Genomic DNA, 22,874 nt, shown 5'->3' on the forward strand with positions numbered 1-22,874 from the left:
AGGGCAATGGACGTCCAGAATTTCGGTAAGGTTGCGGTACTTTTCGGAGGTCGTTCCGCCGAGCGCGAGGTGTCGCTGAACAGCGGCAGCCGCGTGCTGGCGGCTTTGCGGCGGCAGGGCGTTGACGCGCATGCCTTCGATCCGGCAGAGCGCAAGCTCGACGAACTGGCGGCTTTCGAGCGTGCGTTCATCGCGCTGCACGGGCGCTATGGCGAAGATGGCACGATCCAGGGGGTACTCGAACTGATGGGCATTCCCTACACGGGCAGTGGTGTGATGGCCTCGGCGCTGGGGATGGACAAATGGCGCTGCAAGTTGCTCTGGCGTGCCGCAGGTCTGCCGGTGCCGGAATACGCGCTGCTCGATGCTGCCAGCGACCTCGCGCAGCTGGCGGCAGGATTGGGGCTGCCGCTGTTCGTCAAGCCAGCCTGCGAGGGGTCATCGATCGGCATCAGTAAAGTCAAGCGGGTCGGCGATCTGGGGGCAGCCTATGCAGAAGCAGCCAGGCATGATTCGCTGGTGATCGCCGAGCGTGCGATCCTTGGCGGCGAATACACAGTCGCCATCCTCGGCGAGCAGGCGCTGCCGATCATCAAAATCGAGCCGGCTAGCGAGTTCTACGATTACGAAGCCAAATACCTGCGCGACGATACCGCTTACCGTTGCCCTTGCGGTCTCCCGGAGAACCTGGAAAACGAACTTCGCCAGCGGGCACTCGAAGCATTCCGGATCCTTGGCGGCCGCGGCTGGGGGCGGGTCGATTTCCTGATGGACGAGGCAAAGGTATCGGGCGAAAGTCGGGCCTACTTCCTTGAGGTGAACACCTCGCCAGGGATGACCGACCACTCGCTGGTGCCGATGGCTGCGCGTGCTGCCGGCATGAGCTATGACGAACTGGTGGTGCGCGTGCTTGCACTTGCCACCCTGGGATGAGCGATGTGGCACAAACCGCACCTGCTGATGGCTGTCTCGGATCTGCTCTTCCTGGCGGGCACTGCTGCCTTGCTGGTTGCCGCCGTTGTCTGGGGAACGCCGCGCCTGCGTCTGTTTCCTCTGGCCGAATTGCAGGTGATCAACGAATTGCAGGAGGTACAACGCAGCGAAATCGAGCAATCGCTGTCGGAACTGCTGCGTGGCAATTTCTTTACCGTCGATGTGGACGCACTGCGTCGGTCGCTGGAACAATTGGCCTGGGTACGGCGTGCCGAGGTCTGGCGAAAATGGCCGGCACGTCTCGAGGTCCGTATCGAGGAACATCAGGCAGCGGCCTATTGGGGCGATGGGGAGGGGCAGTTGGTCAATACGTATGGCGAACTTTTTCCGGCCTCGCTGTCGCGGGAGCAGGTGCTGCCGCGGCTGAGTGGGCCGATTGGCTCCTCGGGCGAGGTCCTGCGGCATTACGAGGAGTTCGTACAGATCCTGAAACCAAGCGGCCGACTGCCGGCGCAGGTGGCGCTGTCGCCGCGCCTGGCATGGCTCCTGAAACTGGAGGATGGCATGTTGATTGAACTCGGTCGCGAACAGGCAAAGGCGCCGATCCGTATGCGCCTGCAGCGTTTCGTCGACTACTACCCGACCTTGTCGGACGCCCGCCGTGGGCGGCCAATGGCGGTGGATATGCGGTATCCAAACGGTTTCGCATTGCGCTTTCCGGCCAGTGCAGGTCAAGAAGTCAAAGGAAAGAAATGAGCAGGGATAGCAAGGATCTGATCGTTGGACTCGACATCGGCACCTCGAAAATTGTGGCGCTGGTCGCCGAACTCACTCCGGAAGGGCGAGTGAACGTCATCGGCATGGGTTCCCAGGAATCGAAAGGGCTGAAAAAGGGGGTCGTGGTCAACATCGAGGAGACCGTCGCCACTATTTCACGTGTTCTGCAGGAAGTGGAACTGATGGCCGATTGCAAGGTTCGCGACGTGTATACCGGCATCGCCGGCAGTCACATCCGGAGCTTCAACTCGAACGGAATGGTCGCCATCAAGGACAAGGAAGTCACGACGATGGACGTCGAAAGGGTGATCGAGACGGCGCGCGCCATGCCAATCCCTGCCGACCAGGAAATCCTGCACATTCTGACGCAGGAATTCATCATCGACGACCAGGATGGCATCCGCGAGCCGATCGGCATGAGCGGCTTTCGCCTTGAGGTGAAAGTGCACATCGTTACCGGTGCGGTTTCGGCGGCTCAGAATATCGTCAAATGCGTTCGCCGCTGTGGGCTGGAGGTGAACGATCTGGTGCTGCAACCGCTTGCCTCCAGCTGTGCCGTCCTCTCGGAAGACGAAAAGGATCTCGGGATCTGCCTGATCGACATCGGCGGTGGCACCACCGATCTGGCGGTGTGGACACAGGGAGCCATTCGTCACACTTCGATCATTCCGATCGCCGGTGACCAGATCACCAACGACATCGCGATGGCGCTGCGTACGCCAACACGCGAGGCCGAGGACATCAAACGCAAGTATGGTTGTGCGCTTGCCCATCTCGCGGACCCGGCAGACGTCCTCGACGTTGCCGGTGTGGACGACCGTCCTTCACGCAAGCTGTCGCGCCGGGCGTTGGCGGATGTCATTCAGCCACGCGTCGAGGAACTGTACGAATTGATTCAGGCGGAACTTCGTCGCTCCGGTTTCGAGGACGTTTTGTCTTCCGGCATCGTGCTGACCGGCGGCGCTTCGGTGATGCCAGGGATGATCGAGCTTGGCGAAGAAATTTTCCATATGCCGGTCCGGCTGGGCGTACCCAAGTATCAGGGTGCCCTCTCCGACGTGGTGCAGAGCCCCCGCTTTGCGACCGCTTGTGGATTGCTGCTGGAAGCACAGACGCAACGCAAGCGTGGCTTGAAGGTACGGGAAACCCGCGATGTCAAACAGGTCTTCGGCCGCATGAAGTCGTGGTTCGAAAAGAATTTCTGATCGGATCGTGGACCAGAATTACCGGTTTTTTACAAGTTTATTGATTTTTTATTTTTGCAGAGGAGACGACCATGTTTGAAATCATCGACAAGGAAGAAGGCGAACGGGATACCGTCATCAAGGTGATCGGGATCGGTGGTGCCGGTGGCAACGCCGTCGATCACATGATCCGCGAGGGTGTCAATGGCGTGGACTTCATCACCGCCAATACCGATTCCCAGGCGCTCGGCCGCAGTATTGCCGTTCACAAGCTGCAACTAGGCAAGACCGGCCTCGGCGCTGGTGCCAAGCCCGAAGCCGGGCGTAGCGCTGCGATCGAGGAGCGCGAAGCCATCGTCGAGTCGCTCAGAGGTGCGCACATGGTATTCATCACCGCCGGCATGGGGGGCGGAACGGGTACCGGTGCCGCGCCGATCGTTGCCGAAGTGGCCCGCGAACTCGGGGTGCTGACCGTCGCCGTGGTCACCAAGCCCTTCGGTTTCGAAGGCAAGCGCCTGAAAGTGGCGGACGTCGGGATTGCCGAACTGCAGAAGCATGTCGATTCACTGATCGTCATCCTCAATGACAAACTGATGGACGTTCTCGGTGATGATGTTTCCATGGATGACGCCTTCAAGGCCGCCGATAACGTCTTGCGTAACGCCGTCGGCGGCATTGCCGAAATCATCAACTTCCCGGGACTGGTCAACGTCGACTTCGAGGACGTACGGACGGTCATGGGCGAGATGGGAATGGCCATGATGGGCTCTGCGAACGCTGCGGGTGTCGACCGGGCGCGAATTGCTGCCGAACGCGCCGTTTCGTCGCCGCTTCTCGAAGGTGTCAACCTGTCCGGCGCCAAGGGTGTGCTGGTGAATATCACCGCCACGCGTTCCCTGAAAATGAAGGAAGTCAATGAAGTGATGACCACCGTTCGCGCCTTTGCGGCTGACGACGCGCACATCATCTTCGGCGCAGTGTATGACGAAAATATGGGCGAGGACATCCGGGTGACGGTGGTGGCCACCGGTCTTGGCCAGGCACAGGCCAAACGCTTCGAAGTGATCAACAGCTCGATCAACCAGGGCACCGGTACCGACGGCCGTTTCGCGCATGGTCCGAACATTGACTACTCGTCGCTCGATCAGGTTCCGGCGATCGTCCGCAAGGGGCGCAGTGCAACCGTCGAAGCGCTGGCCAATAGCGGTGTCGATCGCTACGATATTCCGGCCTTTCTGAGGAAACAGGCGGACTAGGCCTGGCAAGTGGTCGTCACTCTCCTGTGGGGATTGGCGGGTTCCTGGGCCGGCCAGCCTGTGCTAGAATCCGCCAATTCCACCGTTATTTCAGACAGATGTTAAAGCAGCGAACTCTCAAGTCGGTGGTCCGCGCCGCAGGCGTTGGTCTGCATTCCGGCGTCAAGGTGAACATCAGCTTGCGTCCGGCCGCTTCCGGGACAGGTATCGTCTTTCGGCGAATTGATCTCGATCCGGTGCTTGACCTGCCAGCGTCGGCCTTGCTCGTCGGCGACACGCGCATGTGCTCGTGCCTGGAGCGTAACGGCGCCAAGGTCGGGACCATCGAACACCTGATGTCGGCTTTCGCGGGCCTGGGGGTCGACAACGCCTTCGTCGACCTCGATGCCGCCGAAGTACCGATCCTCGATGGCTCGGCCTCGCCGTTTGTCTTCCTGATTCAGTCGGTCGGAATTGAAGAACAGCCGGTCGCCAAGCGCTTCATCCGGATCAAACGTCCGATCGAAGTCCGCGAAATGGACTCCTCCGGCGAAAAGTGGGCACGCCTCGAACCATACGATGGTTTCCGCCTGTCTTTCTCGATCGGTTTCAACCATCCGGCAATCGATCGCACCGGTCAGCAGGTGACCATCGATTTTGCCGAGCACTCGTATGTCCGTGAAGTGGCGCGGGCGCGTACCTTCGGTTTCATGCAGGAGGTCGAGTGGCTGCACGAAAACGGTCTCGCACAAGGCGGGGGCCTGGAAAACGCCGTCGTCCTTGACGAGTATCGCGTGCTGAACGCGGATGGTCTGCGCTACAGCGATGAATTCGTCAAGCACAAGGTACTCGATGCGATCGGCGACCTCTACCTGCTCGGCCACCCCTTGCTGGCTTCATTCAGCGCTCATAAATCCGGGCATGCGCTGAACAATGCGCTGGCCCGGGCACTCCTGGCCACCCCGGCGGCATGGGAGTACGTCAGCTTCGAAAATCGCGAACTGGCACCAGCGACCGTCTCCCGCTGGCTGACCTTGCCGGCTTTCTGAATACATGTGGTTGTTGCGTCTGCTGGGGGTATTGACGGTACTCACCGTCGCCGGCGGCGTGCTGGCCTTCCTTTTCACTCGGGACGCGCGCTATCTGCAGTTTTCCTGGCGCCTGTTTCGCTATTCGCTGATCGTTGCACTGCTGATTTTCGCGCTGCTGATCCTCGAACGGGTTGCCGTCATTCCTGTCTAGCTGAATGCGCCAGCAGGTTTTCGACCGCCGTGCGCAATGCCGATGCCGGCAGCGCATCGCGCAATGCCGTCAATTCCTGGCTGGTCCTGGTGCTGAGTGGCTTCTGCGTCGGCGCAGGGGTCGCGGCACGCTCTGGCCGGGCCTGTACCTTGACCTGCACGCTGGTGCATTCGAGCCCCCGCTTCGACAGTTCGTCGGCGAGCGTTGGCGCCATCTGGCGCAGCTTGGTGGCCACTGCGCCATTGCTGGCGTGAATCACCACGACTCGCGACTTGTAATTGGCCACGCAACTGGCCTCGCCCAGATGTGCCGGAACGATCTCCTGGTAGAGACCTTCCAGCTTGACCAGGAGTCGCGCGTGCGCCAGCACCTTGCCGGCGCCCTCGGTTCCTTCAAGATAATTCAGCAGTAAGTCTGCCATCAGCTTTCCTGGTTAGGGTTTGCAGGATACGCCAGACAGCTGTGGGACGTCCACTGACAGCGATTCGATGGTGGGTGCATGCGCGCCATCCAGATGCCAATCGCCCGCCTACCGGGAAACCGCCAGGATGCGCTCAGGCGCAGCAATACCGGCATCGGGCAAAAACAAGCGATATAATCCCCGTCATGGCTGTACATCCCCTTCTTTTGCAGCAATTTCCGCTACTTAACTCGCTTCCTGCAGATCAGCTGGAACGACTTGCCGGTCAGGCCAGTACCCAGACCTTCGCCAAACGAGAGGTGGTGCTGCCTAAATCGAGTGCTCCTCGCAACCTCTGCTTCCTGGTCAATGGGCGCCTTCAGGCAATTGACTTTACCCTCGACGGCAGGGAAGTCGGCCTCTATTTCATCGACCCAGGCGACTATTTTGCCGAGTTGGCCCTGATCGACGGTCAGACGCAGCCGGAACTGGTGATCTCCAATAGCGCATCCCAGGTGGTGTTTGTACCGGGAGCCGAGATTCGGCCCTTGCTGTTCTCAACGCCTTCGATGGCCGAGGCACTGTGTCGGCGCTTGGCACAAAGAGTGCGCATCCAGGTGAACCATCGCCAGATTCTGGGTTTGAACAATCCCTTGCAACGCATCTGCGCGCATCTGGAACTCCTGACCATGGGTAGTGATGGCAACCGGCGCATTCTCAAGGCACCTACGCACCAGGAGATCGCCATCATGGTGAGTTTGACCCGTGAAACCGTCACGCGCACTTTTCAGGTGCTGCAAACCAAGGGGGTGCTGACCAGGGAAGGAGAAGACCTGCTGGTGGATTCCGCCAAATTGTCTGAACTGGCGACCAGTCGTGCGGGCAGCGGCAGCGATTGACAGCAGTGCGCATCGGCGCCCGGTGGCGAAGGGCTGCCTCATCCTGCTACTTTGCCTGGCATAAAATTTGCTGTGCAAGAGAATCTATTTCGAAAGGCGCACGATGGAAATTACTTCTGCGACAGCCGTCACCAATCTGGCATCGACAGCCATCACGGCTCCCAAGAACAACTCCAGCGCGGCAAATTTTGCCGACCTGCTTGTGGATACGGTCAAATTTGCCGAAAGAAAGGAGGCAAAAGAGGCCAGCTTCGTTTCCGGGCGTCTCGGCGTCGACCTGAATTCCAACGGTGTCCCGTTGCGAATGGTGTACCTCGACGAGCAAGGGAACAGATTGACTGCCTCGGCCTTCTCCGCAGAGAGCATCCTGCGCAATACGCAGCAGCTTGGAATCAGCCTTGGTGATCTCAAGGATCTCGGCAGGCAACTCGATGCCGCAGGCATTGGCTACAAGCCCTATGATCTGTACAAGGGAACCGGTTCGGACCATGGGATCGATTTCGATGACCTGATTGCCGGTGGGCTGGGAACCGCCTATGACTGGACTCGGGACGCCAATGTTGCCGCCAAGGGCCCGGGCGCTCTCCAGAGACTCGAAGAGGCAGCCGCCCTGGCAAAGTCACTCAATCTCACGGCCCACGCCGAAGTGACGAAAAACCAGGGTATCGACCCGACTCGCTTCACAACACAGGCGGCAACAGGAGCATCGCCGCGTCACTATGTGATGTTCAATGGCAGCGTCGCCGCCTGGTATGGCAGCAGTGAACAGGCAAACCAGGCAAGTCAACTCTATGGCGGCAGCGTCACCGACATTGCTTCCCAGGCAAGCGCGAATGCCAGCGTCGGCATTCGCGCTCGCAACTCAAGTTCCAGCACCACCGCCAGCCACAGTGAAGCCACTCAAGCGACTACATCAGCAAGCGCAGCGGACCAGTTGCAAGCCCTGATCAATACCATCCGCGGCAGCGGTGTAGCCGCCAACGTCAATCCGCTACTACAAGTGCTTGGCAACTGGCTCCGCTGACTCCGCGCGGAAGTCCGCATTCTTTCCGCGGATCATCCTGGCAGATATCTTCACCCTTCAGGCCGGCCGAAATACTCGTACCCCGAGAATCACGCCGCCGATCAGCAAGACGATACCGATCAGTGCCGTGCTGCCGGGTAGCGCGCCTCGCCAGATGAAGGCATAGGCAAAAGCGGCGAGCGTTTCGAAAACGATCAACTGGCCGGTGAGAGCGGTCGGCAGCAGCTTGCTGGCACGATTCCAGAGCAGCGTACCAAGCCAAGACGCGCACAGTCCCAGGGTCAGCATCAGGCCAACATAGCGTAGCGCTTGTGGTCCGAGTGGATAGTCGAAACTGCTCGACCCATGCAAGTACAGGCCGGCACCAGCCATGCCGATGACCGCCAGCGGCAGCGTCGCCAGGCCCTGGGCGATCGCCCAGGTACCGGAAGCGAGCGCCGGTCGCTGGCGCAGCCAGCGGGAATTGCGTACCGGGTACCAGGTCCAGGCAAGTACTGCAGCGATGGCGAGCAGCGCTCCCAGGAGATGGTCATGGTGGCTGCGCTGGCCATCGAGCAGCGCCATCTCATGCTGGTTCACCAGCGCGATGCCGCTCGCGATCACCGCCAGCGAAGGCAGCAGGCGACGCCAGGGTAGGGCTTCGGCACCGAAGTTGGCGACAAGCGCAATGACGATCGGCAGCGTGCCGATGAGCATCGTCGGCAAGGGGGCTCCGGCGAGCTGGATCGCCGCCGAGAGAAAAAGGTAGTAGAGGAGGTTTCCGACCAGCGCCAGTTCGCAAGCCATCCGCCAGTCCTGCCGCTGCAATTGTTGCAGGCGCGGCAGGTCGGTCCAGGCGAGCAGCAGCGCGATGATTCCGAAACCGAGGTAGCGACCGAAGGAAAGCATTGCCGGTGGATAGTCGGGCAGCATCAGGGGAACGACAAACACCAGCCCCCACAGCAGACCGGCGCCGAGTGCGCAGGCTACGCCCTCGACAAGGGCGCGGTGGACCAGCAACTCTGGTTGCACCCGGTCAGTGGCGGAAGATCGGCGCCTTCGGCAGTGGCGGCCACTCGATGGCGTCCAGCATGTTCTTGACCAACAGACCCAGTTCTGTATCGCCGACGATCGACAGCTCGCGGTTGAAGAATAGCGTGTCCGGATCTTCCTGGCGCACCAGCAGTTGCAGAAAAGCCGAAAGGTTGGCGCGAAAGCACAGATCCGGCACTTCCGGAACCTTGAACAGCGGCCGGAAAATGCCTTTGTAATAGTTGAAAGATGCCTGCCCACCGACGTCGAGGACTTCGATGACGAAGCAGCGCCCTTCGAGTTGCGCCAGATTGTCCGCGGGGAGCACCCCAAGCTTGGCCGCAGCGTTGAGCGCCGTTGCCAGCGCCAGCGAGTGTGGCCATTGCGGCAGGTGTGCGCCGATCGCCGAGACCAGGATCGGCAGCCTGAAACGGGGAATCGAAAAACCATTGTTCATATACAGCTTCCTTGCCGTGCTGCGACAGTAGTCTGCTGCACGATGCCGGGTTTGCCAAACCAGTAACCGTTGACCAGCCCTTCGCATGCCCAGCCGACGGGATCGGGTTCGACTGCCTGCGAATGGCGTGCACTGTCGAAAGCGGTGATGATCGCTGCCATGGTCTGCGGCTGCGGACTGATGCGGATGACCTCGACGCCCATCGCCAGCAGTTCGGGGATCTGCGCCAACAGGTTGTAGGTCTGTGCCGACATCGTCTGAATGCCGTTGATGGCCAGAAACGGCTGCCCTTCACGGGTGCGCAGCGTGATTCCTTCGGGGTGGTCGAGACACTTGAACTGGCAGTCGTCCTTGTTGAGGTGATAGCGACGTGCGGTGAAACAGCGTGCCGAGTAGGCGAGCGGCAGTTTGCCGAAAACGAAGACCTCGGTCTCGACACCAGCCGGGCGACTGCGATGCAGCGCTTCGATCAGCCGACGGTCACCCTCCAGCGGCGGCAGCCAGCGGCGCATCCCGTAGCGGGCAAAAGTGGCCAGCGTCACTTCGTTGTAGATGTTCAGATGGGGGCCGGCGACAAAAGGCCTGCCGGCGGCGATGTTCACCGCGCCGAGGTCGTTGGCCTCGAACTGGCAGCGCGGAATTTCGCTGAGTTCGTCCAGCAGACGACGCAGCGCCTTCAGATCGCTTTCCGATTCGAGCAGTGCCTGTGCCGAAATGACCACTTCCTTGCCGGCGTCACTGAGGTCGCGTGCCAGTCCCAGCCAGTCGGCGACGCGGAGTTGCTGGCGGCGTGAGCAAACCACTTCGCCGACATAGAGGATGTCGATCGCCGGATTCTGCGCCATTTCGGCATAGAACTCGAAGACCTCGTGTTTCGGCCAGAAGTAGAGCAGTGGTCCGAGAGCGAGTTTCATTGTGCCTCCCTATCGCCACGGGCGGTTATAGGCGCCGAGTGTCACCTGGCTGCCCTCGGCGACGCGTGCCAGTTCAGCCTGCCACTCTGGCTTGACATGAAAGTGCCGCGCGTCCCTGGCGAGTTCGTCGAGCGCCGCGCGCAAAGCGCGGGTGACCTGCGCGACATAGGCCGGGCTGCGCTGCCGTCCTTCGACCTTGATCGCCGCGACGCCGATACTGGCGATCTTCGGCAGAATTTCCAGGACATTGAGGCTGGTCGGTTCTTCGAGTGCGTAGTAGGTTTCGCCGTCCACCTCGAAGCGCCCCTTGCACAGTGTCGGGTAACCGGCAGGCTCGTCGTCGCCGAAGCTGTCGATCAGGATACCGTTCAGGCGGGTCGTCATCTGTCCCGGCGAGCGGTCCCACTGCACGTACTTTGCCGGCGAACACGCGCCGACGGTATTCGGCGATTCGCCGGTAGCGTACGAAGACAGCCAGCAGCGCCCCTCGTTCATCACGCACAGGCTGCCGAATCCGAATACCTCGATCTCCACCGGCGTGTTGCGGATCACCATCTCGACCTGCGCCAGCGTCAGCACGCGCGGCAGCACCGCGCGCCGGATGCCGAACTCGCGGTGGGCAAAATTGACCGCCTCGTAGCTGCTTGCCGAGCCCTGCACCGAGAGGTGCAGACGCAGGCCAGGGTGACGCCTGCTGGCGTAGTCGAGCAAGCCGACGTCGGCCAGGATCACCGCATCGACGCCGAGTCCGGCCGCACCATCGACGGCATGCTGCCAGTCGGCGGCGCGTCCGGGCTGAGCGAAGGTATTGATCGCCATCAGCACGCCGCGGCCTCGCGACTGCGCGTAACGGATGCCTTCGAGCATGGCTTTCTGATCGAAGTTGAGGCCGGCGAAATTACGCGCATTGGTGTCGTTGCGGTAACCGAGATAAACCGCGTCGGCACCGTAATCGACCGCCGCCTTGAGCGCCGGCAGGCTGCCGGCGGGACAAATCAGTTGGGGAATTTTCTGGCGCGGCATGCGAACCCTCGTCGAGCGAAATACGCAGTATAGGCATGCCTGGAATGCAGCACTTGATTCTCGTCAATTTGCCGCCGATTGCTCCTGCAAGCGAGCAATCAGAGTTTCCTGCCACCTTCCGGCATGACGATGTTGACTTCCAGCACTTCGAAATTTCCCTGTTTTTCCAACGACACCTTGATGTCTTCAGGGTTGACCGACACGTACTTCGCGATGACGGACATCAGCTCCTGTTGCAAGGCCGGCAGGAAATCCGGCGTGCTGATGCTGCCATTGCGCTCGTGGGCAATGATCAGCTGCAGGCGTTCCCTGGCAATCGCTGCCGTCTTGGGTTTGCTGCCGAAGATCAGGGAGAACAGGGACATGCTCATCTACCCCCGAACAGTCGCTTCAAGAGACCTGGCTTCTCATAGTCGACGAAACGCAGGGGGATGGTCTCGCCGAGAAAGCGGCCAACCACGTCGAGGTACGCGCCGGCGACGTCAGTATCCGTCAGATGGATCACTGGGGTGCCCGCGTTCGATGACTGCAGCACCGCTTCGGATTCGGGAATGACGCCGATGATCGGCACGCGCAGGATCTCCTGCACATCCTTGAAGGACAGCATCTCACCTTCCATGACGCGCTTCGGCGAATAGCGGGTGATCAGCAGGTGTTCCTTGACGGGCTCGCCACCGAGCAGGGCGCGCCGCGATTTGGCCTGGATGATCCCGAGGATACGATCGGAGTCGCGCACCGAGGAAACCTCCGGGTTGCTGACTACCAGTGCTTCGTCGGCAAAGGTCAGAGCCATCACCGCACCACGCTCGATCCCTGCCGGTGAATCACAGACGACGTAATCGAAGCCCATGTGTTCGAGCTCCTTGAGAACCTTTTCCACGCCTTCTTCGGTCAGCGCATCCTTGTCGCGGGTCTGCGAAGCAGGCAGCACGAAGAGATTGCCGTTATCGCAGTGCTTGTCCTTGATCAATGCCTGGGTAAGTGTCGATTCGCCATGGAGGACATTGACCAGGTCATAGACGACGCGGCGTTCACAGCCCATGATCAGGTCGAGGTTGCGCAGGCCGACGTCAAAATCGATGACGGCAGTCTTGTATCCACGCAGGGCGAGGCCCGAAGCGAAGCTGGCGCTGGTGGTGGTTTTGCCGACTCCACCCTTGCCGGACGTTACGACGACGATACGTGTCACGGATTTTTCCCCGCAAGTGAAAGAAAAGATTCTACCCGCAGAATGAGTATTCTGTTACCTGGCTCTACAGGTTGCCGGAGCTTGGCCGCGCGCGTCATCGCCGCTAGTCGATCCGCAATGCTTCGACGATCAGGGTGCTCGCTTCTTCACCAGGCTTTTGCGAGCGCCTGATCTGCACCGGTTTCTCGGCCAGCTCGACCGGAACCCCGCCATCGAAGGTCCGGTACAACCCGGCCACCGAAACCAGTTCGGCATCGAAGCGGGTGCAGAAAATTCGTGCCCCGGCAGCACCGCTGGCACCGGCAAGTGCGCGACCATGCAGGGGCGCGTAGATGTGAATGTGGCCATCGGCAATGACCTCGGCGCCGGCATTGACCGCTGCCAGAACCACCAGGTCGCCGCCACGTGCATAGACCTGCTGTCCCGAACGCAATGGCCGGTCGATGAACAGCGCTGGCGCGCTCGCGGCTGCGGGCGTCGGTGGTGGCGCTTTGGGGGCTGGCTCGGTGACGGGCGGTGGTGGTGCGGCCGTATTGTCGTGCACAGGGATCGCACGTTCGCCGGCAGCGTAGGTCGGCAAGCCGGCAAAGGCCGCGCTGTAGCGGAGTTCTTCGCTTCCGCCACGTACGCCAATGACGTTCAGTCCGTGTGCCTTCAGCACCTGTTTGACGCGCCGCCAGTCGGCCTCGGGTACATCGGCGAGTTGCGCCAGTTCGAGCAATGCGGCGTCACCGTCGAAAAAGTCATCATCACCGAAGAGCCTGCTGGCCGCTTCGGCTAGTGCTTCCGGCTGCAGGGTGCGCAGAGTGACCACGACCACCGGTAACGTGGTTCCCTTGAACTCGATCAGTTGGATTGTCTTGTTTGTTCGCTGCATGGCGCCGTCAGGGAGGTGAATGGAAAAGATCGCGTCAGCCAGCGGCTGGAGAAGCGGCGAAGTCTAGCCGAATCGGCAACAAAGCGAAATACGCCGGCGGGCTTCATTCGGTTGCTGGGAAGCTGCATGCGCTGGATCGACAGGCCACCAGATCGCGCGTTCAAGGCCAGGCCCTGGCTCCCCAGATCATGCGACGGGCGACAAAGTGGCGTAGCGGTGGCAGCAGGTCAAGGGTCAGCAGCCCCAGCCCACGCACCACCCGCAGTGGCCCCAGATCGTTGGAAAAGAGGCGGACCAGGCCATCGGTAAACGCCATGCTAGCGCTGCGGTCGATGCGCCGGCGTCGGGCGTAGGTGGCCAGGGTGCTTGCCTCGCCGGCGTCGCTGCTGATGTTGGTGCGCAAGGTTTCGGCCAGTTCCCAGGCATCACGCAGGCCGAGGTTGAAGCCCTGTCCGGAGACCGGGTGCAGGCTTTGCGCGGCATTGCCGATCCACACCTGTCGGGGAGCGCTGAGCTGTTGGCGGATGCGCAGCGCGAGCGGAAAGCTGGCGCGTGAGCCGCTGCCTACGAAATCGACGTGACCGCCAAAGGGTGCGCGCAGGGCAGCGAGAAAGTGTTCTTCGTCGAGCTGAAGCAACTCGCTGGCCTTTTCGGGCGGCACGCTGAACACCACTGCGTAGTCCTGACCCAAGGGTAGCAAGGCGAGAGGGCCGTCAGGAGTGAAACGTTCCCATGCCCGACGAACGTGCGCAGCGAGCGGGCGGACTTCGGCAACGACGGCATGCTGCCGGTAATCGTACACCCTGACGTCGGGATCGTTGCCGGGAGTGCCCTCGGCATGGACGACGAGGCGTGCAGAGATGCAGCGCGGGCCGCCGTCGCTACCACCGTCCAGCGTGATCTCGGCGGCTTCCCTAGCGAGGCGGATGGCGATGACTGCGCATTCGTTCAGTAGCCGTGAAGATTCGATGCGGGCATCCAGGTTGGCCGCCAGATCACGGTAACGCATCACGTAGCCCAGTGCTGGAATGTCGTAGTCCGCCGCGTCGATGAGCGTGCGGCCAAAGCCGCTGCGTTGCGAGACGTGGATGGTCTCGATCGGCGTGCCGGCGTTGACATTCCATGCTCCGAGGTTTTCGAGAAGTTGCCTGGTTCCGTACGATAGAGCCAGCGCCCGCGGGTCACTGGCCCAGGCGCCGCGCCGGCGGCTGTCGATCAGCAACACACTGAACGGGCCACCGGCCAGCGCCAGCGCCAGCGTCATGCCGACCGGACCGGCGCCGACGATGGCAATATCGACCGCATCGATGGTCTCAGTCATGGCGCATCACTTCTTCGATTTCGGCGACCGATTTTGGCGCACTGCTGTAGACCATGCAGCCGTCGGTAGTCAGCAGCAGATCGTCTTCGATGCGCACACCGATGCCATGCAGAGATTTCGGGACATTCGCTGCGGGACGCAGGTACAGGCCGGGTTCGACGGTCAGGGTCATGCCTGCACTCAGGCTCACCCAGTCCTCTTCCGCAGTGCTCTTGCGGTACTCGCCGACGTCGTGGACGTCGAGACCCAGCCAGTGGCCGGTACGGTGCATATACCAGGGTTTGTACGCGGCACTCTCGATGGCGCCGTCGACACTGCCGGTGAGCAGCTTGAGGTCGATCAGGCCTTGTGTGAGAACGCGCAGCGCCGCCTGGTGATAATCCATGAACGATACCCCGGGACGCACCGCGGCAATCGCTGCCTGCTGGGCGGCGAGGACGATTTCGTAAACTTCGCGTTGCGCCGCGCTGAAGCGACCGCTGACCGGGAAGGTCCGGGTAATGTCAGATGCGTACCCGGAAAGCTCGCAACCAGCATCGATCAGTACCAGCGAATGCGCGGCCAGCAAGCGGTTGTTTTCGACATAGTGGAGGATGCAGGCATTGCTTCCGCCGGCGACGATCGGGGTGTAGGCGTGTCCGTCGGCACCGCGGCGGCGGAATTCGTAGCTCAGTTCGGCTTCCAGTTCGTATTCCGCCATGCCTGGCCGGCAGGCGCGCATGGCGCAGGCGTGGCCGGCCGAAGCGATGTCGGCGGCGCGGCGCATGCAGTCGATTTCGTGGGCGTCCTTGATCAGTCGCATCTGGTCGAGCAAGTTGCGCAGATCACGGATTTCGCCGGGTGCGCGTGTGCCGCTGCGACTCTCGGCGCGAACCGAATTCAGAGCATTGGCAATGCGGCGGTCCCAATCGGCGTCGTGGCCGAGCGAGTGCCAGAGGACGCTACGGTTGGCGATCAACTCGGGCAGTTTCTGTTCGAGACTGGCAATCGGATGCGCTTCGGAAAAGCCGAAGGCCTCGGCAGCGGTTTGTGGTCCGTAGCGGAAGCCGTCCCAGACTTCGCGCTCATCGTTCTTCTCGCGGCAGAAGAGGATCGACCGGGCTTGCTTGCCGCCAAGCAGCACGATCACTGCCTCGGGCTCGGGAAAGCCGCTCAGATACCAGAAATAGCTGTCGAAACGATACGGGTAATGCGCATCGCGGTTGCGCAGACGCTCGGGTGCGGTGGGAATGACGGCGACGCCATCACCGAGGCGAGCCAGAAGCTGCTGGCGGCGATCAGAGTAGGGTTGGTGATGCATGCGCTTCTGCAAGCTCCATATCGAGTTCGGCGAGACGTTCGCGGGTGCCGACGTCGACCCAGCGGCCGTGGTGTCGTTCGCCGCGGATGACTCCCCGGGCAATGCCGTCATCGAGCAGCGGGCGTAGCTTCATCGCCGCGCCGGCGGGGACGGCGGCAAAGAAATCCGGCCAGAAGACACCAATGCCGGCGTAGGTCAGGGCATCTCCGGGCGTGTCGGCAGCACTCAGCAAGGTCTCACCGGCGAGGCGGAAATCGCCCTCGGGGTGGTGCGGCGGGTTGTCGACCAGCAGCAGGTGGGCACGGCACTGGTCGAGCGCTTGCGCCGCCAGGTGGGCGCGAGCGAAATCCCAGTCACACCAGATGTCGCCGTTGACTACCAGAAACGGTTGTTCACCGAGCAGTGGCAGTGCGGCGGCGATGCCGCCAGCGGTTTCCAGGGCTCCGGCTGGTTCGCGCGAGTAAGCGATGCTGAGGCCAAAGGCGCTGCCGTCGCCGAGCGCCGCTTCGATTTGCTCGCCTAGGTGGGCGTGGTTGATCACCACCTCGCGCCAGCCGGCTGCCGCCAGGCGGTGCAGGTGCCAGACGATCAGCGCCTTGCCACCGGCACGCAGCAGTGGTTTTGGCGTCGTGTCGGTGAGTGGCCGCAGGCGCTCACCGCGACCGGCAGCGAGAATCATCGCTTTCATCAGAAGGTGTAAGCGACGTCGGCTGTTCGCTTCTCGAGCGTGTCGAGCAGGCGCGCGAGAGCTCGCAATTCGCCATAGCGCTCGCAGGCTCGGCGTAGATGGCGCATCACCAGCGGCATGTCCTTGAGGTAATCCTGCTTGCCGTCACGGTGGCAGAGGCGGGCGAAAATACCCAGCACCTTGAGCTGGCGCTGTGCGCCCATCCATTCGTAGTCGCGGTAGAAGTCATGGAAGTCGGCGTGCACCGGCAGCCCGGCCTGGCGCGCTGCTTCCCAGTAGCGGATCAGGAAATCGAGTTCCTGTTCTTCTGGCCACTCGATGTAGGCGTCGCGATAGAGCGAGACGAGATCGTAGGTCACCGGACCATGGACGGCATCCTGGAAGTCCAGGATGCCTGGGTTGGCCGGGAAACTTCCGCCAATGACCATCAGATTGCGCGAATGGTAGTCGCGATGGACGAAAACTTGTGGCTGTCGCAGATTGTTGGCGAGCAGCGCGGCAAAAACTGCGTCAAGCGTGCTCTGCATTCCGGCATCCAGGGTCAGGCCAAGATGCCGGCCCAGATACCATTCGGGAAAGAGCGCGAGTTCGCGGCTGAGCAGGCTGTGGTCATACTCGGGAAGGACTCCGGGCCGGCTGGCCAACTGTATCGCCACGAGAGCGCTGTTGGCGTCGCGATAGAGTTGGGGCGCTGTCTTCCTGTCCTGCAGGGCGCTCAGGTAGGTGGTACTGCCGAGGTCAGAAAGCAGCAGAAAACCCTGCGCAAGATCGTGGGCGATGACTTCGGGGACATGTGCACCCGCCTCGTGAAACAGCGAAGCGATATGCACGAAGGGATGGCAGTCTTCTTTTTCGGGCGGCGCGTCCATGACGATCCGCGTGCTCTGATCCGGCAGCGTGACGCGAAAGTAGCGCCTGAAGCTGGCGTCGGCCGAGGCGGGTTCGATACGGATCTCGGCGACAGGGAATTCCGGTTCGAAAAGGGTTTGCACCCAGTCACGGAGCAATGCAGTACGCGGCATGCCGTTTCTCCTTGGCGTGGAAGTGTCGCGTCAGCGACTCACGAATCTTCCCTCGACAATGGCAGAGGGCTTGGGGGTTGGGGGTTGGGGGTAGGATAAAGGCATGAATTTCGTGATTGCAGGGTGCCTGGAAAAATCATGTCCGTTGGACGATGATGTTAAAATGAATGGATTTTATCATCCGATCGGTGCCGCAAAGCGCCTTCCGAAAGAACAACCTGACGTATCCTTTACCGACCACTCCGGAATGACCTTTCCTTCTCGGCGCAAGCCGCTGACCCTGATCTTCTGCTGCAGTGTGGTCGGCACACTTGCTGCAAGCTTTGCTGGCCAGGTACGGGGGCAGAGTTCGGTACCGTTCCGGGTCGATCCAGTCCTGCTCGGTTTGCCGCCGGTGAAGCCGGTTGCCAGACCGGTCGCGGTACCTTCTGACCCGCCTGCTGCAGAGGCCAGGTCTGTGCAGGCACCAGTAGTCGAGACACGGCCGATGCCGGAACCTCCTGCCCCGACGCCGCAGGCCGAGGCCGAACTGCGCAATCGCCGGCAGAAAGAGCTGCCGCGAACGTCCCGGTTGCGGCAGAGATCGCTTCGCCAGTGGACAGTGCGCCGACGACGGCGGCGAAGCCTCTCGTGTCTGCGGTGCCCTCGCGAGCCGGGTCCTCACGCCTTGCTTCCTCGCCGGCTGAGCCGGTGCCCGAGGCTGGATCGCTGTCATTACGGATGGCACCGGAGATGCTGCCGCCAGCGTCGGAGAGCAAGGTGCCACGACCGGTTTTCCTGAGCGCCCAGCGAATCTCGGGTGTCGTGGACCGCGAGGTGGTGGCCGAAGAGAACGCGGAATTGCGCAAGGTCGGCACGGTGTTGACTGCTGACCGCCTGACCTACTGGCCGGTTGACGACGAGGTCGAGGCCATCGGGAATGTGCGCATCGAACAAGGTGAAGACCTCATTTCCGGTCCGAAGGCGCGTCTGAAAATCGCGGATCAGGTCGGTTTCTTCGACCAGGCTTCGTACTTCGTCAAACGGCAGGCTGCGACGGCGACGCCGGCCGGCAAGAAATCGCCTTCGCCCTGGGCTGAGGTGCAGGACGAATCGGAGACCGGTTTCGCCGCACCGCGCGTGCTCGGCATCAAGCCCGGGCAGACCAAGCTGAAGAGTCCAGCAAAGCCGGCAAACGAGTTGACGGAGGCGCGTGGTGAGGCTGAGCGCATCGATCTCGAAGGGGAAAATCAGTATCGTATGACCTCTGCCACCTACACGACCTGCAAGCCGGGCAACGACGACTGGTATCTCAGTTTTGCCGAGTTGAAGCTCGACTACGATAATGATGTGGGCAGCGGTGACGACGCCACGGTGCACTTTCTCGGGGTGCCGATCCTGCATTCCCCGTGGGCCTCCTTTTCGCTGAACAACGAACGAAAGTCCGGTTTTCTGATCCCGCGCTATGGATCGAGCAGTGATAGCGGCTTCGAGTTCGTCCTGCCGTACTACTGGAATATCGCGCCAAACATGGACGCGACAGTCGAGTCCCGGATTCTCAGCAAACGCGGCTTTCAGCTCGGCACCGACTTTCGCTATCTCAACGCGGCGTATGGTGGAACGTATCGCGGCGAGGCTCTGGCCGAATACCTCCCGGACGACCGGAAGACGAACACTGACCGCTGGGGCGTGGTGCTGAATCACAACCAGACCCTGGCCAACGGGTTCTCCGGGACGATCAATTACACCAAGGTTTCGGACAACAACTACTACACCGATCTCTCCAGTCAAATCACCAGTACCTCGAAGACACAGCTCCTGCAGCAGGGGGTACTGAATTACGGTGGTGGTGGTTGGTGGAACGCGACTGCCAATCTGCAGTCTTTCCAGACGCTGCAGCCCGACCCGAAGAATCCGGTGGCCAAGCCGTATCGCTTGTTGCCGCAGATTACGGTGAACGCGAGACAGCCGGATCTGTTCTCCACCGACAGCGCTTTCTTCGGGCAATACACTGCTTTCGTTCACCCCGACGCAGACAAGGTTGAAGGGCAGCGGATCGTGTTGCAGCCGCAGGTGTCATTACCCTACATTACTCCGGGGTGGTATGTAATCCCGCGCCTGGGGGTCAACTTTACCGAGTACTCACTATCTTATCCGACATCGGCAACGGTTCTTCCCACTTCGATCAGTCGCACCTTGCCGATTGTCAGCGTCGATTCCGGGATGACTTTCGAGCGATCGAGCAACTGGTTCGGTCGTGACTATACCCAGACGCTGGAGCCGCGCTTGTTCTACCTGAGCATCCCATACCAGAACCAGAACAACATCCCGGTTTTCGACACCGCTCTTGCCGACTTCAATTTTGCGCAGATATTTGCCGACAACCAGTTTTCCGGCTGGGATCGCATCAATAACGCCAACCAATTGACCGCTGCAGTGGCTTCCCGTCTCGTCGATCCATCTTCCGGGAGCGAAATCATGCGGGCGATGGTTGGCGAAGTCTTCTATTTTGCCGACAACCGGGTCGTCCTGCCGGGAACGCAGGCCAGGACGAGCGACCGCAAATGGGACAAGTCCGATTTGCTGGCTGCATTCAGTGGCCAGTTGTTGCCACGCCTGTACGCTGACGCTGCCGTGCAGTACGATATCAACGATCAGCGCTTCCAGCGTTATTCGCTGGGTACGCGTTATCTGCCGGGGCCTGGCAAGGTGCTGAATGCCGGTTACCGTTACAATGTCGATGCAGCGACGCCGATCAAGGAGTTCGACATTTCCGGGCAATGGCCGATCAACGCTCGCTGGCAGGCGGTCGGTCGCTACAATTATTCGTTGATCAATTCCACCCCGGTCGAGATCATTGGCGGGCTGGAGTACCACGCGGGTTGCTGGGTGCTGCGTACGGTGGCCCATCGTATCCAGACAACCCAGGCCGATTCGACCACGCAGTTCTTCGTGCAACTCGACTTGACTGGTTTGTCGAGCATCGGCACGAATCCGCTGACTGTTCTCCAGCGCAGGGTTCCCGGATACGCTGTGGGTCAACCGGCAACTGATCCAGCTTTGGCTGAATGGTAGGTGTAGAGATGATTATTCTGTTTCGCAGCGTGCTTCTGGCCACCTGCCTGGTTGGATTGGCAATGGCACAGACTCGGACACCTGGCCAGCCGATCGCAGTCGACCGTATCGTTGCGGTGGTCAATGACGAAGTAATCACGCAGCACGAACTGCGTTCGCGCCTCGACTCCGCGCTGGGTCAGTTGCAGCGGCAGGGCATGTCGCCGCCACCGCGCAATGTGCTCGAAAAGCAGATGCTCGAACGTCTGGTGATGGACAAGGTGCAGTTGCAGCAGGCACGCGACATGGGCCTGCGCATTGACGATACGCAACTTGAACAGGCGCTGCAGCGTATTGCTGCCGGCAACAATTTTTCGCTCGCCCAGTTCCGGGCGGCACTGGAAAGGGACGGGATAACGTTTGCGAGTTTTCGTGAAGAGATTCGCGCGGAAATGACGATTGCCCGCCTGCGCGAGCGCGAGGTGGAGAGCAAGATCTTCATCTCCGACGGTGAAGTGGACAACTACCTCGCCGGTGCGTCCGGGCAGGGAGGTGCCGGGGAAGAGTATCAGCTGGCGCATATTCTGCTGCGAGCGCCTGAGTCGGCAAGTCCAGAGCAGATTCAGAAGCTGCGTGCCAAAGCCGAGCAGGTACTCGACCGTTCAAACAAGGGCGAGGATTTTGCGCAACTCGCGGCTGCCTATTCGGATGCTCCGGACGGCATGAAGGGAGGCAATCTCGGTTGGCGTTCGCTGGATCGCCTGCCCACGATGTTTGCCGAGGCAAGTCTCAAGCTCAAGGCAGGTGAGGTGTCGCCGGTGCTGCGCAGTTCGAACGGCTTCCATTTGATCAAGCTCCTGGCCAAACGCGGCGGCGGTGCAGCACAGGCGGTCGAGCAGACGCACGCGCGGCACATCCTGATCAAGGTCAACGAAGTCGTCTCGGAGTCGGAGGCCCGGCACAAGCTGGAGGGTTTGCAGGCGCGGATCAGGCACGGTGAAAGCTTTGCCGAGCTGGCCAGGCTTTTCTCACAGGATGGGTCGGCTTCCAAAGGCGGCGATCTTGGCTGGATCTACCCTGGCGACACCGTCCCGGAGTTCGAGCGGGCAATGAATCTCCTCACGCCGGGTGAACTCAGTCAACCGGTCCAGTCGCCTTTCGGTTTTCACCTGATCGAAGTGCTCGAGCGCCGTGTCCAGGACGTGTCGAGTGAGCGGCAACGCGCGGCGGCGCGTCAGACGCTGCGTGAACGCAAGCGCGACGAGGCCTACCAGGACTGGCTACGCCAGGCACGCGACCGGGCGTATGTGGAAATTCGCCTGGAGGAAGGCTGAGCGTATGGGGTTCTTGCCAGCGATTGCCGTCACGGCCGGCGAACCGGCCGGAGTCGGTCCCGAGATCTGCCTGCGCCTGCTTGAGCGCGCGCGCCAACGGCCGTTTCCCGCACGCATCGTCGTCCTCGCGGATCGTTCTCTGCTCGCGGCGAGAGCGGCAGCGCTGGACCTGCCCGACCGCTTGCGTGACTGGGATCCGTCGCTGCCGCCGCGGGCGGGTACGCTGGACGTTCTCCACCTACCCCTGGCGGCCGAAGTCCATCCCGGCCGCTTGGCTCCAGCCAATTCGCCGTACGTGCTGGCGCTGCTCGACCGCGCGCTCGCCGGATGCCTGTCCGGAGAATTTGCCGCGATGGTCACCGCGCCGGTGCACAAGGGGGTGATCAACGATGCCGGAATTCCTTTCACCGGCCATACCGAATACCTGGCCGAGCGGACGGGCACGCGCCGGGTGGTGATGATGTTGGCCGGTGGCGGTCTGCGCGTGGCGCTGGTGACGACGCATCTGCCGCTCAGGGATGTGCCGGCCGCCGTGACCGACGCCGCCGTTGCAGAAACGCTGCGCATCCTGCATCGCGAGATGGGGAGCAAGTACGGCATCGCCCGACCGCGCATCCTGGTTGCCGGGCTGAATCCGCATGCTGGCGAAGGCGGCTACCTGGGCCGCGAAGAAATCGACGTGATCATCCCGGTGCTCGACAGGCTGCGAGCCGAAGAAGGCATGACACTGCTCGGGCCGCTACCGGCCGACACGATGTTTTCACCGCCGGTGCTGGCACGCGGCGACTGCGTTCTGGCGATGTACCACGACCAGGGGCTGACGGCGCTCAAGTACGCGAGTTTTGGTCATGGCGTCAACGTCACTCTGGGTCTGCCGATCATCCGCACTTCGGTTGATCATGGCACCGCGCTCGAACTCGCGGGCAGCGGGCAAGCGGATCCCGGCAGCCTGTTGGTGGCCATCGAGCAGGCAATCGAGATGGTGGAACGAGCCCGCAGCAAGGGCTGATC

The 22,874-nt window shown here is 61.5% G+C and carries 23 protein-coding genes; 11 read left to right on the forward strand and 12 right to left on the reverse strand.

Translation table 11 applies throughout. The features are described 5' to 3' along the window. Positions 1 to 6 precede the first annotated feature (6 nt). The 6 genes from E4Q08_RS07035 to E4Q08_RS07060 all read left to right on the forward strand — a co-directional run bounded on the left by E4Q08_RS07035 (position 7) and on the right by E4Q08_RS07060 (position 5,371). Entirely contained in the window at positions 7 to 933 is a 927-nt protein-coding gene (locus tag E4Q08_RS07035; protein ID WP_034915718.1) for a D-alanine--D-alanine ligase, read from the forward strand. 3 nt (positions 934 to 936) lie between these two features. Continuing rightward, positions 937 to 1,689 (forward strand): cell division protein FtsQ/DivIB, encoded by a 753-nt coding sequence (locus E4Q08_RS07040; RefSeq protein WP_169069847.1) that lies wholly within the window; start codon positions 937 to 939, stop codon positions 1,687 to 1,689. Continuing rightward, positions 1,686 to 2,915, forward strand: a complete 1,230-nt coding sequence (ftsA, locus tag E4Q08_RS07045) for a cell division protein FtsA (protein ID WP_034945042.1) — start codon at positions 1,686 to 1,688, stop codon at positions 2,913 to 2,915. The genes E4Q08_RS07040 and ftsA overlap by 4 nt, the downstream gene beginning before the upstream one ends. A 71-nt stretch (positions 2,916 to 2,986) precedes the next feature. Continuing rightward, positions 2,987 to 4,150 carry a cell division protein FtsZ gene (gene ftsZ / locus E4Q08_RS07050; protein WP_169069848.1) on the forward strand — a complete coding sequence of 388 codons (1,164 nt, stop codon included), beginning with the start codon at positions 2,987 to 2,989 and terminating at the stop codon, positions 4,148 to 4,150. A gap of 98 nt (positions 4,151 to 4,248) precedes the next feature. Then, on the forward strand, positions 4,249 to 5,178 hold the full coding sequence (gene lpxC / locus E4Q08_RS07055) for a UDP-3-O-acyl-N-acetylglucosamine deacetylase (RefSeq protein WP_034913326.1): 930 nt from the start codon (positions 4,249 to 4,251) through the stop codon (positions 5,176 to 5,178). A gap of 4 nt (positions 5,179 to 5,182) precedes the next feature. After that, positions 5,183 to 5,371, forward strand: coding sequence for a hypothetical protein (locus E4Q08_RS07060; RefSeq protein WP_034913323.1), 189 nt, complete (start codon positions 5,183 to 5,185; stop codon positions 5,369 to 5,371). On the opposite strand, the gene E4Q08_RS07065 is transcribed toward E4Q08_RS07060, so the two are convergent. Then, positions 5,358 to 5,792 carry a DciA family protein gene (locus E4Q08_RS07065; protein WP_169069849.1) on the reverse strand — a complete coding sequence of 145 codons (435 nt, stop codon included), beginning with the start codon at positions 5,790 to 5,792 and terminating at the stop codon, positions 5,358 to 5,360. The two genes, E4Q08_RS07060 and E4Q08_RS07065, sit on opposite strands and share 14 nt — an antisense overlap. Before the next feature lie 185 nt (positions 5,793 to 5,977). On the opposite strand from E4Q08_RS07065, the gene E4Q08_RS07070 reads away from it, so the two are divergent. Both E4Q08_RS07070 and E4Q08_RS07075 read left to right on the forward strand, forming a co-directional pair. Further along, entirely contained in the window at positions 5,978 to 6,670 is a 693-nt protein-coding gene (locus tag E4Q08_RS07070) for a Crp/Fnr family transcriptional regulator (RefSeq protein ID WP_034910114.1), read from the forward strand. Positions 6,671 to 6,773: 103 nt separating this feature from the next. Further along, entirely contained in the window at positions 6,774 to 7,694 is a 921-nt protein-coding gene (locus tag E4Q08_RS07075; RefSeq protein WP_169069851.1) for a hypothetical protein, read from the forward strand. A 57-nt stretch (positions 7,695 to 7,751) separates the two neighbouring features. Here the strand turns inward: E4Q08_RS07075 and E4Q08_RS07080 are convergent, their stop codons facing one another. The 11 genes from E4Q08_RS07080 to E4Q08_RS07130 form a co-directional block, all read right to left on the reverse strand. Beyond that, positions 7,752 to 8,693, reverse strand: a complete 942-nt coding sequence (locus tag E4Q08_RS07080; protein WP_248594750.1) for a DMT family transporter — start codon at positions 8,691 to 8,693, stop codon at positions 7,752 to 7,754. A 16-nt stretch (positions 8,694 to 8,709) separates the two neighbouring features. Then, positions 8,710 to 9,162, reverse strand: a complete 453-nt coding sequence (ubiT, locus tag E4Q08_RS07085) for a ubiquinone anaerobic biosynthesis accessory factor UbiT (protein ID WP_034910110.1) — start codon at positions 9,160 to 9,162, stop codon at positions 8,710 to 8,712. After that, positions 9,159 to 10,076, reverse strand: a complete 918-nt coding sequence (locus tag E4Q08_RS07090; protein ID WP_169069853.1) for a U32 family peptidase — start codon at positions 10,074 to 10,076, stop codon at positions 9,159 to 9,161. The genes ubiT and E4Q08_RS07090 overlap by 4 nt, the downstream gene beginning before the upstream one ends. Before the next feature lie 9 nt (positions 10,077 to 10,085). Further along, entirely contained in the window at positions 10,086 to 11,099 is a 1,014-nt protein-coding gene (gene ubiU, locus E4Q08_RS07095; protein WP_169069854.1) for a ubiquinone anaerobic biosynthesis protein UbiU, read from the reverse strand. Between the two features lie 98 nt (positions 11,100 to 11,197). Continuing rightward, complete coding sequence (gene minE / locus E4Q08_RS07100) at positions 11,198 to 11,464, reverse strand: cell division topological specificity factor MinE (RefSeq protein WP_034910988.1); 267 nt, start codon at positions 11,462 to 11,464, stop codon at positions 11,198 to 11,200. 2 nt (positions 11,465 to 11,466) lie between these two features. Next, on the reverse strand, positions 11,467 to 12,288 hold the full coding sequence (minD, locus tag E4Q08_RS07105) for a septum site-determining protein MinD (RefSeq protein WP_034910990.1): 822 nt from the start codon (positions 12,286 to 12,288) through the stop codon (positions 11,467 to 11,469). Between the two features lie 103 nt (positions 12,289 to 12,391). Beyond that, entirely contained in the window at positions 12,392 to 13,165 is a 774-nt protein-coding gene (gene minC, locus E4Q08_RS07110; protein ID WP_169069855.1) for a septum site-determining protein MinC, read from the reverse strand. Between the two features lie 160 nt (positions 13,166 to 13,325). Continuing rightward, on the reverse strand, positions 13,326 to 14,486 hold the full coding sequence (locus tag E4Q08_RS07115; protein ID WP_169069856.1) for an FAD-dependent monooxygenase: 1,161 nt from the start codon (positions 14,484 to 14,486) through the stop codon (positions 13,326 to 13,328). Next, positions 14,479 to 15,786 carry an aminopeptidase P N-terminal domain-containing protein gene (locus E4Q08_RS07120; RefSeq protein ID WP_034910997.1) on the reverse strand — a complete coding sequence of 436 codons (1,308 nt, stop codon included), beginning with the start codon at positions 15,784 to 15,786 and terminating at the stop codon, positions 14,479 to 14,481. The genes E4Q08_RS07115 and E4Q08_RS07120 overlap by 8 nt, the downstream gene beginning before the upstream one ends. After that, positions 15,764 to 16,474, reverse strand: coding sequence for an N-acetylmuramate alpha-1-phosphate uridylyltransferase MurU (murU, locus tag E4Q08_RS07125; RefSeq protein ID WP_034910999.1), 711 nt, complete (start codon positions 16,472 to 16,474; stop codon positions 15,764 to 15,766). Before murU ends, E4Q08_RS07120 begins: the two co-directional genes overlap by 23 nt. Further along, complete coding sequence (locus tag E4Q08_RS07130) at positions 16,474 to 17,496, reverse strand: aminoglycoside phosphotransferase family protein (protein WP_169069857.1); 1,023 nt, start codon at positions 17,494 to 17,496, stop codon at positions 16,474 to 16,476. Before E4Q08_RS07130 ends, murU begins: the two co-directional genes overlap by 1 nt. A gap of 759 nt (positions 17,497 to 18,255) precedes the next feature. On the opposite strand from E4Q08_RS07130, the gene E4Q08_RS07135 reads away from it, so the two are divergent. From E4Q08_RS07135 to pdxA, 3 genes are read left to right on the forward strand one after another with little or no spacing between them, the layout of a single operon-like run. Continuing rightward, positions 18,256 to 20,550, forward strand: coding sequence for an LPS-assembly protein LptD (locus tag E4Q08_RS07135; RefSeq protein ID WP_169069858.1), 2,295 nt, complete (start codon positions 18,256 to 18,258; stop codon positions 20,548 to 20,550). Positions 20,551 to 20,558: 8 nt separating this feature from the next. Continuing rightward, the gene (locus tag E4Q08_RS07140) at positions 20,559 to 21,863 is read left to right on the forward strand and encodes a peptidylprolyl isomerase (RefSeq protein ID WP_169069859.1); all 1,305 of its coding nucleotides are present in this window, start codon (positions 20,559 to 20,561) and stop codon (positions 21,861 to 21,863) included. Between the two features lie 4 nt (positions 21,864 to 21,867). Next, on the forward strand, positions 21,868 to 22,872 hold the full coding sequence (gene pdxA, locus E4Q08_RS07145) for a 4-hydroxythreonine-4-phosphate dehydrogenase PdxA (protein WP_034908945.1): 1,005 nt from the start codon (positions 21,868 to 21,870) through the stop codon (positions 22,870 to 22,872). The last annotated feature ends 2 nt before the right edge of the window (positions 22,873 to 22,874 follow it).

The organism is Candidatus Accumulibacter contiguus, assembly GCF_012940005.1.
GTDB lineage: Bacteria > Pseudomonadota > Gammaproteobacteria > Burkholderiales > Rhodocyclaceae > Accumulibacter > Accumulibacter contiguus.

Coding starts and splice junctions, on each gene's coding strand:
- lpxC (WP_034913326.1), top strand. CDS start 4,249: ATGTTAAAGCAGCGAACTCTCAAGTCGGTGGTCCGCGCCGCAGGCGTT.
- ftsZ (WP_169069848.1), top strand. CDS start 2,987: ATGTTTGAAATCATCGACAAGGAAGAAGGCGAACGGGATACCGTCATC.
- E4Q08_RS07090 (WP_169069853.1), bottom strand. CDS start 10,076: ATGAAACTCGCTCTCGGACCACTGCTCTACTTCTGGCCGAAACACGAG.
- E4Q08_RS07040 (WP_169069847.1), top strand. CDS start 937: ATGTGGCACAAACCGCACCTGCTGATGGCTGTCTCGGATCTGCTCTTC.
- E4Q08_RS07065 (WP_169069849.1), bottom strand. CDS start 5,792: ATGGCAGACTTACTGCTGAATTATCTTGAAGGAACCGAGGGCGCCGGC.
- minC (WP_169069855.1), bottom strand. CDS start 13,165: ATGCAGCGAACAAACAAGACAATCCAACTGATCGAGTTCAAGGGAACC.
- E4Q08_RS07140 (WP_169069859.1), top strand. CDS start 20,559: ATGATTATTCTGTTTCGCAGCGTGCTTCTGGCCACCTGCCTGGTTGGA.
- E4Q08_RS07130 (WP_169069857.1), bottom strand. CDS start 17,496: ATGCCGCGTACTGCATTGCTCCGTGACTGGGTGCAAACCCTTTTCGAA.
- E4Q08_RS07115 (WP_169069856.1), bottom strand. CDS start 14,486: ATGACTGAGACCATCGATGCGGTCGATATTGCCATCGTCGGCGCCGGT.
- E4Q08_RS07120 (WP_034910997.1), bottom strand. CDS start 15,786: ATGCATCACCAACCCTACTCTGATCGCCGCCAGCAGCTTCTGGCTCGC.
- minE (WP_034910988.1), bottom strand. CDS start 11,464: ATGTCCCTGTTCTCCCTGATCTTCGGCAGCAAACCCAAGACGGCAGCG.
- ubiU (WP_169069854.1), bottom strand. CDS start 11,099: ATGCCGCGCCAGAAAATTCCCCAACTGATTTGTCCCGCCGGCAGCCTG.
- E4Q08_RS07035 (WP_034915718.1), top strand. CDS start 7: ATGGACGTCCAGAATTTCGGTAAGGTTGCGGTACTTTTCGGAGGTCGT.
- E4Q08_RS07060 (WP_034913323.1), top strand. CDS start 5,183: ATGTGGTTGTTGCGTCTGCTGGGGGTATTGACGGTACTCACCGTCGCC.
- ftsA (WP_034945042.1), top strand. CDS start 1,686: ATGAGCAGGGATAGCAAGGATCTGATCGTTGGACTCGACATCGGCACC.
- murU (WP_034910999.1), bottom strand. CDS start 16,474: ATGAAAGCGATGATTCTCGCTGCCGGTCGCGGTGAGCGCCTGCGGCCA.
- ubiT (WP_034910110.1), bottom strand. CDS start 9,162: ATGAACAATGGTTTTTCGATTCCCCGTTTCAGGCTGCCGATCCTGGTC.
- pdxA (WP_034908945.1), top strand. CDS start 21,868: ATGGGGTTCTTGCCAGCGATTGCCGTCACGGCCGGCGAACCGGCCGGA.
- E4Q08_RS07075 (WP_169069851.1), top strand. CDS start 6,774: ATGGAAATTACTTCTGCGACAGCCGTCACCAATCTGGCATCGACAGCC.
- E4Q08_RS07070 (WP_034910114.1), top strand. CDS start 5,978: ATGGCTGTACATCCCCTTCTTTTGCAGCAATTTCCGCTACTTAACTCG.